Annotated in this window: 14 protein-coding genes; 11 read left to right on the top strand and 3 right to left on the bottom strand. The window is 63.3% G+C overall.

Going from position 1 to position 17,040, the window contains the following annotated elements; all coding sequences use genetic code 11:
• The coding region (locus KBT70_RS13190; protein WP_296634291.1) for an ABC transporter transmembrane domain-containing protein at positions 1–1,578 on the top strand (1,578 nt) is incomplete at its 5' end.
• Positions 1,579–1,693: 115 nt separating this feature from the next.
• Here KBT70_RS13190 and KBT70_RS13185 read toward each other — a convergent pair.
• Positions 1,694–3,343, bottom strand: a complete 1,650-nt coding sequence (locus tag KBT70_RS13185; protein WP_296634288.1) for an acyl-CoA dehydrogenase family protein — start codon at positions 3,341–3,343, stop codon at positions 1,694–1,696.
• 124 nt (positions 3,344–3,467) lie between these two features.
• On the opposite strand from KBT70_RS13185, the gene KBT70_RS13180 reads away from it, so the two are divergent.
• On the top strand, positions 3,468–3,764 hold the full coding sequence (locus KBT70_RS13180; protein ID WP_296634284.1) for a septum formation initiator family protein: 297 nt from the start codon (positions 3,468–3,470) through the stop codon (positions 3,762–3,764).
• 6 nt (positions 3,765–3,770) lie between these two features.
• Here the strand turns inward: KBT70_RS13180 and KBT70_RS13175 are convergent, their stop codons facing one another.
• Both KBT70_RS13175 and KBT70_RS13170 read right to left on the bottom strand, forming a co-directional pair.
• Positions 3,771–4,229, bottom strand: coding sequence for a DNA polymerase III subunit chi (locus KBT70_RS13175; RefSeq protein WP_296634281.1), 459 nt, complete (start codon positions 4,227–4,229; stop codon positions 3,771–3,773).
• Positions 4,229–5,716 (bottom strand): leucyl aminopeptidase, encoded by a 1,488-nt coding sequence (locus KBT70_RS13170; RefSeq protein ID WP_296634276.1) that lies wholly within the window; start codon positions 5,714–5,716, stop codon positions 4,229–4,231. The genes KBT70_RS13175 and KBT70_RS13170 overlap by 1 nt, the downstream gene beginning before the upstream one ends.
• 149 nt (positions 5,717–5,865) lie before the next feature.
• Here KBT70_RS13170 and lptF point away from each other — a divergent pair, with 149 nt between their 5' ends.
• From lptF to KBT70_RS13125, 9 genes are all read left to right on the top strand, one after another.
• Complete coding sequence (gene lptF / locus KBT70_RS13165; RefSeq protein WP_296634295.1) at positions 5,866–6,987, top strand: LPS export ABC transporter permease LptF; 1,122 nt, start codon at positions 5,866–5,868, stop codon at positions 6,985–6,987.
• Positions 6,984–8,075: an LPS export ABC transporter permease LptG gene (lptG, locus tag KBT70_RS13160; RefSeq protein WP_296634270.1), complete on the top strand. Its 1,092-nt coding sequence runs from the start codon at positions 6,984–6,986 to the stop codon at positions 8,073–8,075. The genes lptF and lptG overlap by 4 nt, the downstream gene beginning before the upstream one ends.
• On the top strand, positions 8,072–10,243 hold the full coding sequence (gene lptD, locus KBT70_RS13155; protein ID WP_296634265.1) for an LPS assembly protein LptD: 2,172 nt from the start codon (positions 8,072–8,074) through the stop codon (positions 10,241–10,243). The genes lptG and lptD overlap by 4 nt, the downstream gene beginning before the upstream one ends.
• Before the next feature lie 5 nt (positions 10,244–10,248).
• A complete protein-coding gene (locus KBT70_RS13150) occupies positions 10,249–11,493 on the top strand; it encodes a peptidylprolyl isomerase (RefSeq protein ID WP_296634261.1) in 1,245 nt (414 codons plus the stop codon).
• Positions 11,490–12,461 (top strand): 4-hydroxythreonine-4-phosphate dehydrogenase PdxA, encoded by a 972-nt coding sequence (gene pdxA, locus KBT70_RS13145; RefSeq protein WP_296634259.1) that lies wholly within the window; start codon positions 11,490–11,492, stop codon positions 12,459–12,461. The genes KBT70_RS13150 and pdxA overlap by 4 nt, the downstream gene beginning before the upstream one ends.
• Positions 12,458–13,309 (top strand): 16S rRNA (adenine(1518)-N(6)/adenine(1519)-N(6))-dimethyltransferase RsmA, encoded by an 852-nt coding sequence (gene rsmA / locus KBT70_RS13140; RefSeq protein ID WP_296634253.1) that lies wholly within the window; start codon positions 12,458–12,460, stop codon positions 13,307–13,309. Before pdxA ends, rsmA begins: the two co-directional genes overlap by 4 nt.
• A gap of 130 nt (positions 13,310–13,439) precedes the next feature.
• Positions 13,440–14,450, top strand: coding sequence for a pyruvate dehydrogenase (acetyl-transferring) E1 component subunit alpha (gene pdhA / locus KBT70_RS13135; protein WP_296634249.1), 1,011 nt, complete (start codon positions 13,440–13,442; stop codon positions 14,448–14,450).
• A 15-nt stretch (positions 14,451–14,465) separates the two neighbouring features.
• The gene (locus KBT70_RS13130; protein WP_296634245.1) at positions 14,466–15,836 is read left to right on the top strand and encodes a pyruvate dehydrogenase complex E1 component subunit beta; all 1,371 of its coding nucleotides are present in this window, start codon (positions 14,466–14,468) and stop codon (positions 15,834–15,836) included.
• Positions 15,837–15,849: 13 nt separating this feature from the next.
• Positions 15,850–17,040: pyruvate dehydrogenase complex dihydrolipoamide acetyltransferase (locus KBT70_RS13125; RefSeq protein WP_296634241.1), on the top strand; the 1,191-nt coding region annotated here is incomplete at its 3' end.

Below are 17,040 nucleotides of genomic sequence, written 5' to 3'. Positions count from 1 at the left end.
GATCAGTATTTCGCAGCGGCGGTGATTATCGCGGCGCTGCTGGCGGTGGGCACCGGCTTGCGGTATCTGCTTGTCACACGGTTGGGCGAGCGGGTTGTCGCAGACATCCGCAAGGCGGTGTTCGACCGCGTGATCGGCATGAGCCCGGCGTTTTTCGAGCGGCTGATGACCGGCGAGGTTCTCAGCCGGATCACCACGGATACCACGCTCATTCTCTCGGTCATCGGATCGTCGGTCTCGATCGCGCTGCGCAATCTGCTGATCCTGATTGGCGGCATGGGGCTTATGATGCTGACGTCGGCCAAGCTGACGGGGCTCGTTCTCTTGATCGTGCCTCTGGTGATCGTGCCAATTCTCACCTTGGGGCGGCGGATGCGGGTGCTCAGCCGTGAGAATCAGGATTGGATTGCGCAGAGTTCCGGCAATGCCTCCGAGGCGCTCTTGTCGGTGCAGACGGTGCAGGCCTTTACCCATGAGGGCGAAAGCCGAGCGCGCTTTGCGGATGTGACGGAAAAAAGCCATGACGCCGCGCGCCGCCGGGTGAATACCCGCGCGCTGATGACGGTGATCGTGATCTTTCTGGTCTTTACCGGCATTGTCGGCGTGCTCTGGATCGGAGCGCGGGATGTGCGCGCGGGCGGCATGACGGCGGGCAGCCTTGTGCAGTTCGTCATCTATGCGGTGATGGTTGCGGGCGCGGTGGCGGCGCTCTCGGAAATCTGGGGCGAGTTGCAGCGCGCGGCGGGGGCCACCGAGCGTCTGGTCGAACTCTTGCAGGCCGAAGACCCGGTGCGCGATCCTGCGCGCCCCATGGCTGTGCCGCGCCCGGTGCGGGGCGAAATCGCCTTTGAGGATGTGCAATTCGCCTATCCATCGCGCCCCGGTATTCCGGCTCTGGATCACGTGACCCTGACCATACGCCCCGGCGAGACCGTGGCGCTTGTCGGCCCCTCGGGCGCGGGCAAGACCAGCGTCATTCAACTGATCCAGCGGTTCTATGATCCGGATGCAGGGCGCATCACGCTGGACGGTGTGTCCCTCGCGGATATGGCGCGGCACGAGTTCCGCCGCGATCTGGCACTTGTGCCGCAGGACCCGGTGATCTTTGCCGCCTCTGCCCGCGAAAATATCCGCTTTGGTCGGCTTGACGCCACCGACGCCGAGATCGAAGCGGCGGCGCGGGCAGCCAATGCGCATGACTTCATCCTGCGCCTGCCAGAGGGCTATGATACTTATGTGGGCGAGCGCGGTGTCATGCTCTCAGGCGGGCAAAAACAGCGCATTGCCATCGCCCGCGCCATCCTGCGCGATGCGGCGGTTCTGTTGTTGGACGAGGCGACATCCGCGCTTGATGCCGAGAGCGAGCGCGCGGTGCAATCGGCGGTTGATGCCATGGCGCGGACCCGCACCACGATCATCGTCGCCCACCGGTTGGCAACAGTGAAAAAGGCCGACCGTATCGTGGTGATGGATCAGGGCCGCATCGTGGCGCAGGGCACGCATGACAGCCTTGTGGCCGAGAATGGTCTCTATGCGCGGCTCGCGCGGCTGCAATTCACCGATGGCGAGGCCGCCTGAGCGGCTTTCTTGACGCTCTGTCAGGATGGGATTTAGTGAACCGCCTCGCAAACACGTCCCGTTCTGGAACAGTGTGCAGTTTACGCCGGGCGCGAATGTGAGGTGCCCCCGCGGATCATCCCTCAAAGGGACATGATCCGCGTCCCATCCCCAATCGCGCCAGAATGGGGCCTGTGTCGAGCGTTCCGATCGTCCCTGCCACCCGTCCGCGCGGATCGCTGAGCCGCGTTGCGATATAGGCCCCCGCCACCGCATCCGGTGCCTGTCGCATCAGCACCGAGGCGGTCAGGAGCGTGGCGAGGCTCTCGGCATACCACCGCGCCTGTGCTTCTTCGGGCAGCTTGGGAAAGGTCTGCATATGCGCCTTGAGCGCGGCATCAAAGCGGCGATCTTGCCCGGCGACGCTGGCCAGTTCCGCGCTCAGCACGTCACCAGCCAAGGGCTCATTGCGCAGGGTGCGCAGGATATCAAGACAGATGACATTGCCCGATCCTTCCCAGATCGAATTGAGCGGCGCCTCGCGGTAGAGCATCGGCAGGGGGGTATCCTCGACATAGCCCATGCCGCCCATGGCCTCCATCGCCTCATAGACCACACCGGGGCAGAGCTTGTTGCCGAGGAATTTCGCAAGCGCCACGCCAAGGCGGGCAAACGCGCGCTCCGCCGCACTCCGCCCGTCGAACGCCCGTGCGACATGCAGCCCAAGCGCCAGCGTCCCCTCCCAATCGAGCGCAAGGTCCGCCAGAACGCCGCGCATCAAGGGCTGGTCGATCAGTTGCTTTTGAAAGGCCGCGCGATGGCTTGCCCAGTAATACGCCTGATCCAGCGCCGCGCGCATCAATCCCGCCGGGGCCATGGCGGTATCGAGCCGCGTGTGATGCACCATCTCGAGAATGGTGCGCAGCCCCGCGCCCTCATCGCCGAGCCGATGGGCAATCGCCCCGTGATACTCGATTTCGGCCGAGGCATTGGCGCGATTGCCAAGCTTGTCCTTCAACCGCTGAATCCGGATGCCATTGCGCGCGCCCTCAAGCCAGCGTGGCACCAGAAAGCAGGTGAGCCCCTCGGGGGCCTGCGCCAGTGTCAGAAACCCGTCCGACATTGGCGCAGAGCAGAACCATTTATGCCCGACAAGGCGATAGGTATCGCCTTCGGGTGTGGCCGTGGTGGCATTGGCGCGAATGTCCGATCCGCCCTGTTTTTCAGTCATCGCCATGCCGAGCGTGGCACCCGGCTTGCGCGACAGGGGCTTGGGTGCCGGATCATAGGCGCGGGCCGTCAGTTTGGGCACCCAGTTGGCAAAGAGCGCCTTGTCAGCCCGTAGCGCGGGCACGGCGGCATAGGTCATGGTCATCGGACAGCACACGCCCGGCTCGACTTGAGAGGTCAGATAGACCATCGCGGCATGGGTCGCATGCCCTCCCTTCGCCCCCTCCCATGGCAGGGCGGCGTAACCTGCGCCGATGCCTGTCCGCAGGAGGTCGTGATACGCGGGATGAAACTGCGCCTCATCGAGCCTGCGCCCCCCCGCGTCGAACAGCACAAGGTCCGGCGGATGGCGATTGGCCGCACGCCCCGCCGCGCGCATCGCCTCGGTGCCGATCCGTCCGCCGTAAGCGGCCAGCACCTCGGGGTCCGCCCCGGCTGCTGTCGCATGGGTTTGCAAGCCCGGATCGCCCGCCCAGAGGTCAAGATCGCCCCGCGGCGCGGGCTGGTTCGTCACCTCATGGGTGCCGAGCATGTCCTCTGGCGGGCTGTCGTGCATCGGGCTCTCCTCTGGCGGGTATGTTAGAGCGCAGGGCCGTCTGGCGAAAGGGGATTCACAAAGCAAACCGCCTGTGGCATGGTGCCCGTAACGCCCGGAACGAGGCGGAATGACGAGGCAGAGCATGACACCCCGCAGCCGCCCTTGGGGCCTGTTGATCTTTTTCCTGATCGCCTTCTTTCTGGGGGCCTATTTCACCTTTGCCGCCGTTCAGGGCGACTACGGCCTATTCCGCCGTGCCGAAATCGACGCGCAGAGTGTGGAGTTGCAGGCCCAGCTAGAGGCGCTCAACGCCCGCGTGGCGCGGATGGAGAACCTGACCCGGCGCCTGTCGGACGGCTATCTTGACCTTGACCTGCTCGATCAGCAGGCGCGCGAAGTTCTGGGGCTGTTGCGCAGCGACGAGATTGTGATCCGCTGAGGCGAGTCACGCCTCGGCCTTTTTCTCCCAACGTCCGCCCGCTTCGGACCAGTATTGTGCGGCACAGCCTGCGCCGGTCAGCGCCTTCCACTGACCGCGCGCCACCTGAACCGCCGCATCGTCATTGCCGTCAAAGAGGATACAGACCCGCTCCATCGCCTGCACCTCCTCGGCGCGCACCTCGGCCCCGTCGATTGCCATGAGGCAGGCCGCGCCATTGGGACGCGCGCTGTCGGTTGTGAGCAGAATCGGCTGATCGGCGTCATGCGGCCCGCCTGCAATGCCATGCGGCAGAAATCCATCCTCGGCCCCCAGCCAGAGCCGCTCATCCAGCCAGACAAGCCGCGCCGCATCCCGCCCCCGCACCGCCACGCGCCAGCCCGCGCCCAAGGACTTCTCCAGAAGCATGGGCAGCGTCGCCTCGAGCGGCTGGCGCGTCAGGTGATAGAAATAGACAGCCCCCATCAGCTCTCCTCGAGCAAGTCCGCCACCAGACGGTTGAGGGCAAGAACGCCCCAGCCGGTCGCGCCCTTGGGCGCGTAGGTCGTGTCGGCCTTGACGCTGGCCACGCCTGCAATGTCGAGATGCACCCACGGCATGCCCTCTTGCACGAAACGGTGCAAGAATTCCGCCGCCGTGATCGTGCCCGCCGGTCGCCCGCCAGAATTCTTGATGTCGGCGATCTGGCTTTTCATGATATCGGCATAGCCTTGCCCCAATGGCAGACGCCATGCGCCTTCGCCTTCGGTCTTGGCCGCGCGCAGGAAGGCGTTGCAGAGGCCTTCGTCATTGCTGAGCACGGCGGCGTTCTCATGGCCCAAGGCCACGATGCAGGCCCCCGTAAGGGTGGCCAGATCAATCATGCCGCGCGGTTTGTAGGTCTCCTGCGCATACCAGAGCACATCGGCCAGCACGAGGCGGCCTTCGGCGTCGGTGTTGATCACCTCGATGGTGTCGCCCTTCATCGAGGTGACGACATCGCCGGGACGTGTGGCGCGGTCCGAGGGCATGTTTTCCACGATGCCCACAAGGCCCACGACATTCGCCTTGGCGCGGCGCAGGGCCAGCGTGCGCATGACGCCCGCCACGACGCCCGCGCCGCCCATATCCATGGTCATTTCTTCCATGCCGGCAGCGGGTTTGAGGCTGATGCCGCCTGTGTCGAACACCACGCCCTTGCCAATCAGGGCCAGAGGCGCCTCGCCCTTGGGGCCGCCCATCCATTCCATCACCGCCAGTTTCGAGGGGCTGATGCTGCCTTGACCCACCGAGAGAAGCGCGCCCATCCCGAGCTTTTCCATATCCTTTTCTTCGAGGATGGTGATCTTGAGGCCCAGATCCTTCATCGCGGCGATACGATTGGCGAATTCGGTGGTGGTCAGGTGATTGGCCGGTTCACTGACCAGATCGCGGGTAAAGAACACACCATCGGCGAGGGCCAGCACCGGGGCGGCTTCGGCCTTGGTTTCCTCTGGCCTGCCGGTCATCAGTGTCACGGCACCGGGTTCCTTGGGGCCAGTCTCGGACTTGGGCGGGGTCTTGTGCGGGGTAAAGTCATAGGCGCGCAAGAGTACACCCAACAGCACGTCGACCGGACGCCGCAGCGCCGATCCAAGAATGAGAAGCGGTTTGTCGCCTTTGATGCGGCCAAGGTTTACGCCTGCGCGGCGACACTCAGCTTGGCTGGCGCTGCGTGGCAGGATGACGACATCGACCGCCTCTGCCGCCATGCCCGACGGCCAGTTGATGGTGATGACGTCGCCCGGTTTCTTTTCGTTCAGAGCCGCCGCCTCGACCAGCCGCGCAAGGGTTCCGCGTGTCATGCGGTTGATCTTGCGCGCGCCTGCGTCCAGCTTGCCTTCGGGGGGAATGATCACCGCAATACGGCCGGGCGCTGTGGCCATCGCCTCCAGATCGGTTTCGGCAAAGACAACGGGCAGGGGTCGGGTCATCGTGGGCTCTCCTTGGTTCGGCTTCGCCCAGACCTAGCGCGGCTTGTCGCCAATGACCAGTTAGCAGTTTTCCCCCGCAATCAATTCCGCTAGGTTGCCCGGCAATACTGCTGCCACGGGGGATAAGAGTGACCAGATTCGACAGATACATGCTGTCGCAATTCATGGTTTTGTTCGGTTTCTTTGCGCTCGTTCTGGTGTCGATCTTCTGGATCAACAAGGCGGTGCGCATGTTCGACCGGCTGATCGGGGATGGCCAGCCCGCATGGGTTTTCGTGGAATTCACGGCATTGACCTTGCCGGGGGTGATCGGTGTCGTGCTGCCCATCGCCGCCTTTGCGGCGGCTGTCTATGTGGTCAACCGCCTGTCGAGCGAGAGCGAATTGACCGTGATGCAGGCCACGGGCTATTCGCCGCTGCGCATGGCCCGTCCGGTGCTGGTGTTCGGGATGATCGTGGCGGTGATGATGTCGCTCCTCGCGCATTTCCTCATTCCCACCAGCCTGAGTCAGCTGCGCCTGCGTCTGGACGAGGTGTCGCGCAACATCACGGCCAAGCTGCTGAGCGAGGGGGAATTCCTGCATCCCGCACCCGGTGTCACCTTTTACATCCGTGAAATCACCCAGTCGGGCGAATTGCGCGACGTGTTCCTGTCTGACCGGCGCGACCGCGAGGCCCCGGTGACTTATACCTCGTCACGCGCCTATCTGGTGCAAGAGGGGGGCGGCACGCGGTTGGTCATGGTATCCGGTTTGGCCCAGAATATCCGCGCTGAGCAGAACCGCCTCTTCACCACCTATTTTGACGATTTTTCCTATGACATCAGCAGCCTCGTTCGAAAAGATGTGGTCAACCTCGATGAGGTGGCCTTTGCTGGCACGCTCGAGATGCTGCGCGACCCTGAGGCCGTCGCGGTGCGCACCGATGTGAGTTTTGGGGCCGTGATGGTCCAGATGCACGGCCGCATCACGGCGGCGCTTTTGTGCGTTATTGCCGCGCTTGTGGGGTTCTGCACCCTGCTTGTGGGGGTGCATAGCCGGTTCGGTGTCTGGCGTCAGGTGCTGGTGGCCTTTGGCCTCTTGGTCGGGATCAAGATCGTCGAAAGCCTTGTGATCGCACCGGTGCTGGTCAATGGGGCGCTCTGGCCGTTGCTCTATCTGCCCGCGCTGATCGGGCTTGGGCTTTCGGCAATTCTTCTGACGCTGGCCAGCTATCCGGGCCTTTTGCAGCGGTTGCGGCGCAAAGCCCCTGCGGCCGAGGTGCCGACATGATTCTCGAGCGCTATTTCGGCCGCCGGTTTTTCATGAGCTTCATGGCGGTGACGATCACGATGATCGTCATCATGGGGCTCATCGACCTCATGGATGAGTTGGGCGATTTCCCGGAGCTGGCCTTTGGTCAGGTGCTTGGAATCGTGCTGCTCAAACTGCCCGAAGCCTATTATGAAATCATCCCGCTGGTGATGATCCTTGCCTCGGTGGCGCTTTTCCTGCGGTTGGCGCGCTCGTCCGAGATGGTGGTGTTGCGGGCCTCGGGCCGCTCGGCATTACGCGGGCTGCTGGCGCCTGCGGCGGTGGCGCTTGCCATCGGTCTCTTGGGTCTGGCGGTGGGCAATCCGCTGGTTGCGGCCACCTCGAAACGGCATCACGATCTGGTCAATACCTATTCCGGCCAGACCTATTCTGACCTCGCCATCGCCTCGGAGGGGCTGTGGTTGCGGCAGGGGGGCACGTCGGGCCAGACGGTGATCTATGCCGCGCGTTCGAGTTCCGATCTGAGCACGCTCTATGGCCCCAGCTTTTACGACTTTGCCCCAGACGGTCAGCCCCTGCGCCGCATCAGCGCCAGCACGGCGCGTCTTGAGGCGGGGGCATGGATCCTTGAGGACGCCAAGATCTGGGACCTCGCCGAGAATATCAATCCCGAAGCTACGGCGCGCGAAGAGGCGCAGTTGACGGTGCCCTCGGACCTGACCCAAGACCGCATCCTCGACAGTTTCGGCAGCCCGGAATACATCCCGATCTGGGAATTGCCCAATTTCATTGACCAATTGGAAGAGGCCGGGTTTTCCGCCCGGCGCTATGCCATTTGGTTCCAGAGCGAATTGGCGCAGCCGGTCTTTCTGGTGGCGCTCGTGCTTATCTCTGCGGCGCTGACCATGGGGCACACGCGCGGGGCCAATGTCGGGCTCTCGGTGCTGACGGCGATCCTTTTGGGCTTTGGCCTGCATTACGTGCGCAATTTCGCGCATATCTTGGGCGAGAACGGCCAGCTTCCGATCCTCTTGGCGGCCTGGGCGCCGCCTGTGGCATCGCTCTTCATCGGTCTCGGTATCCTTCTGCATCTGGAGGACGGATGACCCGGTCTTTGCGCCTTGTCCTTGGCCTGCTGCTCGCACTCGCAACCCCGCTTGCGGCGCAGGAACCCCCCTCTGATCCGGCGGTTCTGGTCGCGGATGACGTGCGCCTCACAGCGGACAACCGTCTGATTGCGACCGGCAATGTCGAAGCGCTCTATCAGGGTCGCCGCCTGACCGCGCGCGAGATCACCTATGACCACGGCACAGGTCAGTTGGAGATCACCGGGCCGCTCACGCTGACCGATGTCGAGGGCGCGTTGGTCGTGGCCGATAGCGCCGAGCTTGACCGCGATCTGACCAATGGCATTCTGCGCGGCGCGCGGATCGTGATGCAGGATCAATTGCAACTGGCGGCGGTCGAGATGCGCCGCACCGATGCGCGCTTCAACCAGCTTTACAAGACTGCCGTGACCTCCTGCCGGGTCTGCGACAACGGGCGTCCGCCGCTCTGGCAAATCCGGGCGCAGCGGGTGATCCATGACGAGCAGGAACGCCAGCTCTATTTCGACAACGCGCAGTTTCGCATTCTGAACACCACCGTGCTCTATCTGCCGCGCCTGCGTCTGCCTGATCCGACCGTGGACCGCGCCCGCGGGTTTCTGACCCCGTCGCTGGTGAATTCGTCGCTCTTGGGCACCGGCATCCGTGTGCCCTATTTCATCCCCATCGGCGAGAGCCGCGATTTGACGTTGGCACCGTTCCTTGCAACCAACTCAAAACGCTTGGAATTCCGTTATCGGCAGGCGTTTCGCAAGGGCGAGATCGAGTTCAACGGCGCCGTAGCAGAGGATGACTTCAGCCCAGATCCGACACGCGGCTACCTGTTTGGCACGGGTCGATTTGAATTGCCCCGAGATTTCACCCTGCGGTTCAATGTCGAATTGGCGAGCGACGACACCTTCTTGCTGGATCACGGGTTCTCTGACAAGGACCGCTTGATCAATGAGGTGTCGATCGAACGCGCGCGACGCGACGAATATATCCGTGGCGCGCTCACGCATTTTCAGTCGCGCCGCGTGGGGGAGAGCAACGCCACCCTGCCCACGCTGGCGGGCAACGCCGAATATGAACGCCGGTTCTTCCCGGCGCGTCTGGGGGGCGAATTGCGCTTTGGTGCGGCGCTGCACAGCCATTATCGCAGTTCGGACTCCACGCTGGCCACGCTCGACCGCTTTGCCGATGGGCGCGATGTCACGCGATTCACCAGCCGGCTGGACTGGTATCGCGGCTGGACGCTGCCGGCGGGGGTGCTGGCCAGTTTCCAGACCGGCCTGATCCTCGATCATTTCGAGATTTCGCAGGCGGGCATCACCGCCGCGTCGCAGGCGACTGAATTGACCCCCACGGTCGCGCTGGAACTGCGGTGGCCGCTGCTCAAGTCCACGCGCCAAGCCGTCACCCACGTGATCGAACCGGTGGCGCAACTGTCGTGGAGCGGAGGATCGAACCCCGATATTCCGCTTGATGAGGCGACCTTGATCGAGTTCGACGAGGGCAATCTCTTTAATCCCTCAAGGTTCAGTGCTCCAGACCGACGCGAGCGAGGCTATAGCGCGGCCTACGGTGTAAGCTATACCCGGTTCGATCCGGCGGGCTGGCAAGGAAGCCTCGCACTCGGGCAAGTCTGGCGGGAAGAGCGACTGCTCGAGAGCGATGGCCTGACCCCCAGCTTTTCCAAATCATCAGGGTTGCGTGCCCGTGCCTCGGATCTGCTGATTGCCGGACAGTTCCGCAATTCCACTGGCTTGACCGTCACGGCGCGCGGCCTTTTCGATTCCATGTTCGACACGACCAAGGCCGAGGCCCGCGCCAGTTGGCGCAACGATGACACCAATATCGCGGCCACCTATGTCTGGCTTTCGGCCGATCCGGCCGAAAACCGACCAGCGAAAGTGTCGGAATGGGCCATCGACGGCAGCTATCGCTTTGCCCGGCACTGGACCGGCCATGCCGAATGGCGGTTCGACGCAGCGGCAGAGCGGAGTGTGCGCGCGGGCGCGGGGCTGACGTATTCCAATGAATGCGTGGACATCACGCTTTCGGTCTCGCGCCGCTTTACCTCTTCGACTATCCTTGAACCGGAAACCAACATCGGCTTTACGGTAGGGTTTACGGGGTTCTCGTCCGCGACCCGTGATCCAAGCTTTACCCGGACCTGCAGGAACTGACCAGAATGACACCGATCCTCCGCCGCCTGATTGCCGCTCTGACCCTTGCCGTGACTGGCCTGACGGGGTGGTCCCTGAGCGGGGGGATGGTGCAGGCGCAAAATCTCTTCTCGCCGCAGATCCATGTGAACGATCAGGCGATCACCGGATACGAGTTGCAGCAACGCGCGCGTCTTTTGACCCTGTTTCGCGCCCCCGGTGATCCCCAGCGACTTGCACGGGAACAGCTGATCGAGGAACGCATCAAGCTCGATGCCGCCCGTGTCTCGGGGCTGGTGCTCGAAGATGATATGGTGCGCGCCGGGATGGAAGAATTTGCCGGGCGTGCCAATATGACCGCGGATCAGCTCATCGCAGCACTGGAACAGGCGGGCGTGTCGCAAGAAAGCTTTCGCGAATTTGTCCGTGCCGGGATCACCTGGCGCGAGTTGACGCGCGCGCGCTTTGCCGCGCGGGTGTCCGTCAGCGATGATGATCTGGAACGTGCGACGCGTGCCCTGACCGGCGGTGCTGCGGTGCGCGTGCTCTTGTCCGAAATCATTCTGCCCGTGACCAGTCTCGAGGATGCCGAGGCCAAGCAGGCCTTGGCCGCCTCCATCGCCGAATCCGCCAGCGAAGGTGCCTTTGCAGAGGCCGCGCGCCGCTACTCTGCCGCTCCCTCTGCAGGTCGGGGTGGGCGGATGGACTGGGTTGCACTGTCGGAATTGCCCGCAGGGCTGCGTCCCATCGTGCTGGGGTTGGCCCCCGGCGAGGTATCCGATCCGCTGCCGCTCGATGGGGCCTTGGCGCTCTTTTACATGCGCGACATTGAGGAGACGACGGTGCCAACGCCCGAATATTCCGCCATCGAATATGCCGCGTATTACATCCCCGGCGGGCGCAGCGAAGCGGCGTTGCAGCGCGCGGCACAGGTGCGGGCGGCGGTGGATACCTGCGATGATCTCTACGGTGTGGCGCAAGGCCAGCCGCCCGAGGTGCTCGAGCGTGGCTCCAAGGCGCCCGAGGAAATTCCGCAGGATATCGCCATTGCCTTGGCGTCGCTCGATCCCGGTGAAAGCTCGACCAGCGTGACGCGATCCAATGGTCAGACGCTGGTGTTCTTGATGCTCTGTGGCCGTTCGCCCAAGCTGGATGGCGAAGCACCTTCGGTCGAGGATCTGTCGAATTTCATCCGCAACCAGCGGATCGAATCCTTTGCCAACGGCTATCTCGAACAGTTGCGCGCCGAGGCGCGGATCGTCGAGAAGTGAGCGCGCCCATCGCGCTCAGCTGTGGCGAGCCCGCAGGCATCGGGCCGGAAATCGCCGCTGCCGCATGGGACCGCCTGCGTGGCGCGCTGCCCTTCTTTCTGATTGGTGATCCGGGGCATCTGCCCCCCGGCACCCCAATTGCCGTGATCACTGACCCTGCCGAGGCCTCTGCCGCCTGCGCCCTTGCCCTGCCGGTCTTGGTGCATGAGTTTGAAGGTCCGCTGACCCTTGGCACGCCGAACCCCAGCCATGCGCGCGGCGTGATCGACGTGATCGCGCGCGGTGTCGATCTTGTGCAATCCGGCGCAGCGCTTGCGCTCTGCACCGCCCCTATCCACAAACAGGCGCTTCAGGATGGGGCCGGCTTCGGCTTTCCGGGGCATACCGAATATCTTGCGCATCTGGCCGGAGTGGACCGCGTCGTGATGATGCTGGCCTCGGATCAATTGCGGGTCGTGCCCACGACCATCCACATACCGCTCAAGGACGTGCCGCAGGCGCTGACGCCCGATCTGCTGGAAGAGACCATCCGCATCACCCATGCCGCGTTGATCCGCGATTTTGGCCTCAGCGCGCCGCGTCTGGCGATCGCGGGCCTTAATCCCCATGCCGGAGAAGGCGGCAAGATGGGGCGCGAAGAGATTGAGGTGATCGCGCCTGTCTTGGCCCGACTGCGGGCTGAAGGTTTTGATCTACGTGGACCGATGTCGGCGGATACGATGTTTCACGCAGCCGCCCGTGCCACATATGACGCCGCGATCTGCATGTATCACGATCAGGCGCTCATCCCGATCAAGACCCTGGATTTCGACCGGGGCGTCAATGTCACGCTCGGCTTGCCCTTTATCCGCACCTCGCCAGATCACGGCACGGCTCTCGACATCGCGGGTCAGGGGCGGGCCAATCCCACATCGTTGATCGAGGCGCTGAAACTGGCGCAGATCATGGGCGAGGCGCGCCGCGCATGACCACGGTCGAGGATCTTCCGCCACTGGCCAAGGTCATTGCGGCACATGGTCTGTCTGCCCGCAAATCCTTGGGTCAGAATTTCCTGCTGGATCTCAACCTCACCTCTAAAATCGCCCGACAGGCCGGGGATCTGACCGCCTGCGATGTTCTTGAAATCGGCCCTGGTCCCGGTGGATTGACCCGCGGGCTCTTGATGGAGGGCGCGCGGCATGTGCTCGCCATCGAAAAGGACGCCCGCTGTTTGCCTGCGCTGCAAGAGATTGCCGAGGCGGCACCCGGGCGTCTGACGGTGCTCAATGCCGATGCGCTCGATCTTGACCCTCTGGCGCATCTGACACCGCCTATTCGTGTGGTGTCGAACCTGCCCTATAACGTGGGCACCGAATTGTTGATCCGGTGGCTCACACCGCCGGAATGGCCGCCTTTCTGGCAGTCGCTCACGCTCATGTTCCAGCGCGAAGTAGCCGAACGGATCGTGGCGCAACCGGGGGGCAAGGCTTACGGTCGTCTGGCTCTCTTGGCCCAGTGGCGCGCGGTGCCGCGTATCGTGATGCACCTGCCGCCGGGGGCCTTTACCCCGCCGCCCAAGGTCTCGAGCGCGGTGGTGCATCTGACAGCACTATCCGAGCCGCGTTTTCCCGCTGATCCCAAGATATTGGAGCGCGTTGTCGCCCGCGCCTTCAATCAACGCCGCAAGATGCTGCGGGCGGCGCTCAAGGGGGCGGCACCGGATATCGAGGATCGGCTGCTCTCTGCGGGGATTGCCCCCACAGATCGCGCTGAAACCGTAAGTCTGGGGCAGTTCTGCGCGCTCGCACGGGTGATGCCGGGCGGGGCAGAGGCGTGAGGGCCTCAGGTTCCTGATCACCTATGCCCCGACTTCCCCAACGTAAAATTCCCTCTCGCAACCGAGGCGCGATTGGTGTATGAAATAGTTTAACGCTAAACTATATTTGCCAACAAGGAGTCGCCACCTCATGGTTGCCCGGAAAAGCACAAAGAAACCAAACGTTTCAGCCGAAGATCTCAAGCAATATTACCGCGATATGCTGCTGATCCGGCGATTCGAGGAAAAGGCTGGCCAACTTTATGGCATGGGCCTGATCGGCGGCTTCTGCCACCTCTACATTGGTCAAGAGGCCGTCGTCGTGGGGCTCGAGGCCGCCGCCGAAGAAGGCGACCGCCGCATCACCACCTACCGCGACCACGGACACATGCTCGCGTGCGGCATGGACCCCAACGGCGTCATGGCCGAGCTTACGGGCCGCGAGGGCGGCTATAGCCGGGGCAAGGGCGGCTCGATGCATATGTTCTCGACCGAAAAGCGGTTTTACGGCGGTCATGGCATCGTGGGGGCCAACGTGCCCTTGGGCGCAGGGCTGGCATTTGCGGACAAATACCTTGGCAATGACCGCGTGACATTCACCTATTTCGGGGATGGCGCGGCCAATCAGGGGCAGGTCTATGAGACCTTCAACATGGCCGCCCTCTGGCAGTTGCCGGTGATCTTCGTGATCGAGACCAACCAATACGCCATGGGCACGTCGCAGAAACGCTCGACCTCCAGCCCGGATATCTACACGCGCGGGCAGGCCTTTGGCATTCCCGGCGAGGCGGTCGACGGCATGGACGTGTTGGCCGTGAAAGAGGCGGGCGACAAGGCCGTGGCGCACTGTCGCTCGGGGGCTGGCCCCTACATTCTCGAGATCAAGACCTACCGCTATCGCGGCCATTCCATGTCTGACCCCGCCAAATATCGCACCCGCGAAGAGGTGCAGAAAATGCGCGAGGAAAAGGACGCCATCGAACACGTGCGCGAATTGCTGGTGTCGGGCGGTCATGCAACCGAAGAGGACCTCAAGGCGATCGACAAGGAGATCAAGGACGTGGTGAACGCCAGTGCCGAATTCGCCAAGGAAAGCCCCGAGCCCGCGCTCGAGGAGCTTTGGACCGATATTATTGCCGACGCGGCACCGCAGAACGCCTGAGGAGGAGAGACGACAATGGCAACCGAAATCCTGATGCCCGCCCTCTCGCCGACGATGGAAGAGGGCACACTGGCCAAATGGCTGGTCAAGGAAGGCGACACCGTCAAGGCCGGTGACATCATCGCCGAGATCGAAACCGACAAGGCCACGATGGAATTCGAGGCGGTCGATGAGGGTGTTGTGGGCAAGATCCTGATCGCTGAAGGCACCGAAGGGGTCAAGGTCAACACCCCCATCGCCGTAATGCTCGAAGACGGCGAAAGTGCCGAAGACGCCGCACCCGCGCCTGCCGCCAAGACGACCGAGGCTGCGCCCGCTGCGGCCCCGAAATCCGCCCCAGCCACAGCCAAGGCCCCCGAAGCGCCCAAGGCGAACACCAGCCCTGACTGGCCCGAAGGCACTGAGATGCAGACCATGACGGTGCGCGAGGCACTCAATTCCGCCATGGCTGAGGAAATGCGCCGCGATGATACCGTCTTTATCATGGGCGAAGAGGTGGCTGAGTATCAGGGTGCCTACAAGATCACCCAGAACCTGCTCGAGGAATTCGGTGCCAAGCGCGTGATCGACACGCCGATCACCGAACATGGCTTTGCCGGGATTGGCGTGGGGGCCTCTTGGGGGGGCTTGCGGCCCATCGTCGAATTCATGACCTGGAACTTTGCCATGCAGGCGATTGACCAGATCATCAACTCTGCTGCCAAGACGCTTTATATGTCGGGTGGCCAGATGGGCAGCCCGATCGTGTTCCGCGGCACCAATGGGGCCGCCGCCCGCGTGGGCGCGCAGCACAGCCAGGATTATGCCGCTTGGTATGCGCAGGTGCCTGGCCTGCGCGTAGTGCAGCCCTATTCGGCGGCTGATGCCAAGGGTCTGTTGAAAACCGCTATTCGCGATCCGAACCCTGTCGTGTTCCTCGAAAACGAGATCCTCTATGGCCGCTCGTTTGAGGTGCCCAAGATGGATGATTTCACCATCCCCTTTGGCAAGGCAAAAATCTGGCGCGAGGGCACGGATGTGACCATCGTCAGCTTTGGCATCGGCATGACCTATGCGCTGGAGGCCGCCGACAAGCTGGCCGAGGATGGCATCAGCGCCGAAGTGGTCGATCTGCGCACCCTGCGTCCGATGGACACCGACACGGTCATTGCCTCTGTGATGAAAACCAACCGCTGCGTGACGGTAGAAGAGGGCTGGCCGGTTGCGTCCATCGGCAACCACATTTCGGCTGTGCTGATGCAAAAGGCGTTCGATTATCTCGATGCGCCGGTCATCAATTGCACGGGCAAGGATGTGCCGATGCCCTATGCCGCCAATCTGGAAAAGCTGGCGCTGACCTCGACCCAAGAGGTGATCGACGCCGTGCGCCAAGTGACCTATCGCTGAGGGAGAGACGACCATGGCAATTGAAATTCTGATGCCCGCCCTCTCGCCCACGATGGAAGAGGGCACGCTGGCCAAGTGGCTGGTCAAGGAAGGCGATACCGTTTCCGCAGGCGACCTCTTGGCCGAGATCGAGACCGACAAGGCCACGATGGAATTCGAGGCGGTGGAAGAAGGCGTGGTTGGCAAGCTCTTGGTGGCCGAAGGCACCGAAGGGGTCAAAGTCAACACGCCGATTGCGGTGATGCTGGACGAGGGCGAAAGCGCTGCGGATATTTCCAGTGCCCCGGCCAAGGCCGAGGCCCCGGCAGCCAAGCAAGCGGACGCCGCGCCGCAGGCTGCAAGTGCCGCCAAACCTGCCCCCGCCGCGCCGAAAACGGGCGATGGCAACCGGGTCTTTGCCTCGCCGCTCGCTCGTCGGATCGCGGCGGAGAAGGGCATTGATCTTGCGGGGATTACGGGGTCTGGCCCGCATGGTCGGATCGTCAAGGCGGATGTGGAAGGGGCCAAGCCCGCCTCTGGCTCTGCCCCAGCCGCTGCGCCTGCAGAGGCCGCCGCGCCCAAGAACGCAGCGCCGGTGGCTACTCCCCCCACTGGTCCGTCGTCGGACGCCGTGGTGGCGATGTATCAGGGCCGTGCCTATGAAGAGGTCAAGCTGGACGGTATGCGCAAGACCATCGCTGCGCGCCTGACCGAGGCCAAGCAGACTGTGCCGCATTTCTACCTGCGCCGCGAAATCCGTCTGGATGCGCTGATGAAATTCCGCGCCGAGTTGAACAAGCAGTTGGAGCCGCGCGGCGTCAAGCTCTCGGTCAACGATTTCATCATCAAGGCCTGCGCGCTTGCACTTCAGGCGGTGCCGGATGCCAATGCCGTCTGGGCCGGCGACAAGGTGCTGCGGCTCAAACCCTCGGACGTGGCCGTTGCCGTGGCCATCGAAGGTGGGTTGTTCACGCCGGTGCTGAAAGATGCCGAGATGAAATCGCTTTCGGCCCTCTCGGCAGAAATGAAGGACCTCGCCAAACGCGCCCGCGACCGCAAGCTGGCACCGCAGGAATATCAGGGCGGCACCTTTGCCATTTCCAACCTTGGCATGTTCGGGATCGAGAATTTCGATGCGGTGATCAACCCGCCGCATGGCGCGATCCTCGCCGTTGGTGCGGGGCTGCAAAAGCCGGTGGTGGGCAAGGATGGCGAATTGACCGTG

This window comes from Roseovarius sp. (genome assembly GCF_018066915.1).
Taxonomy (GTDB): Bacteria; Pseudomonadota; Alphaproteobacteria; order Rhodobacterales; family Rhodobacteraceae; genus Roseovarius.
This window is presented reverse-complemented; position numbering and strand designations above follow the sequence as displayed.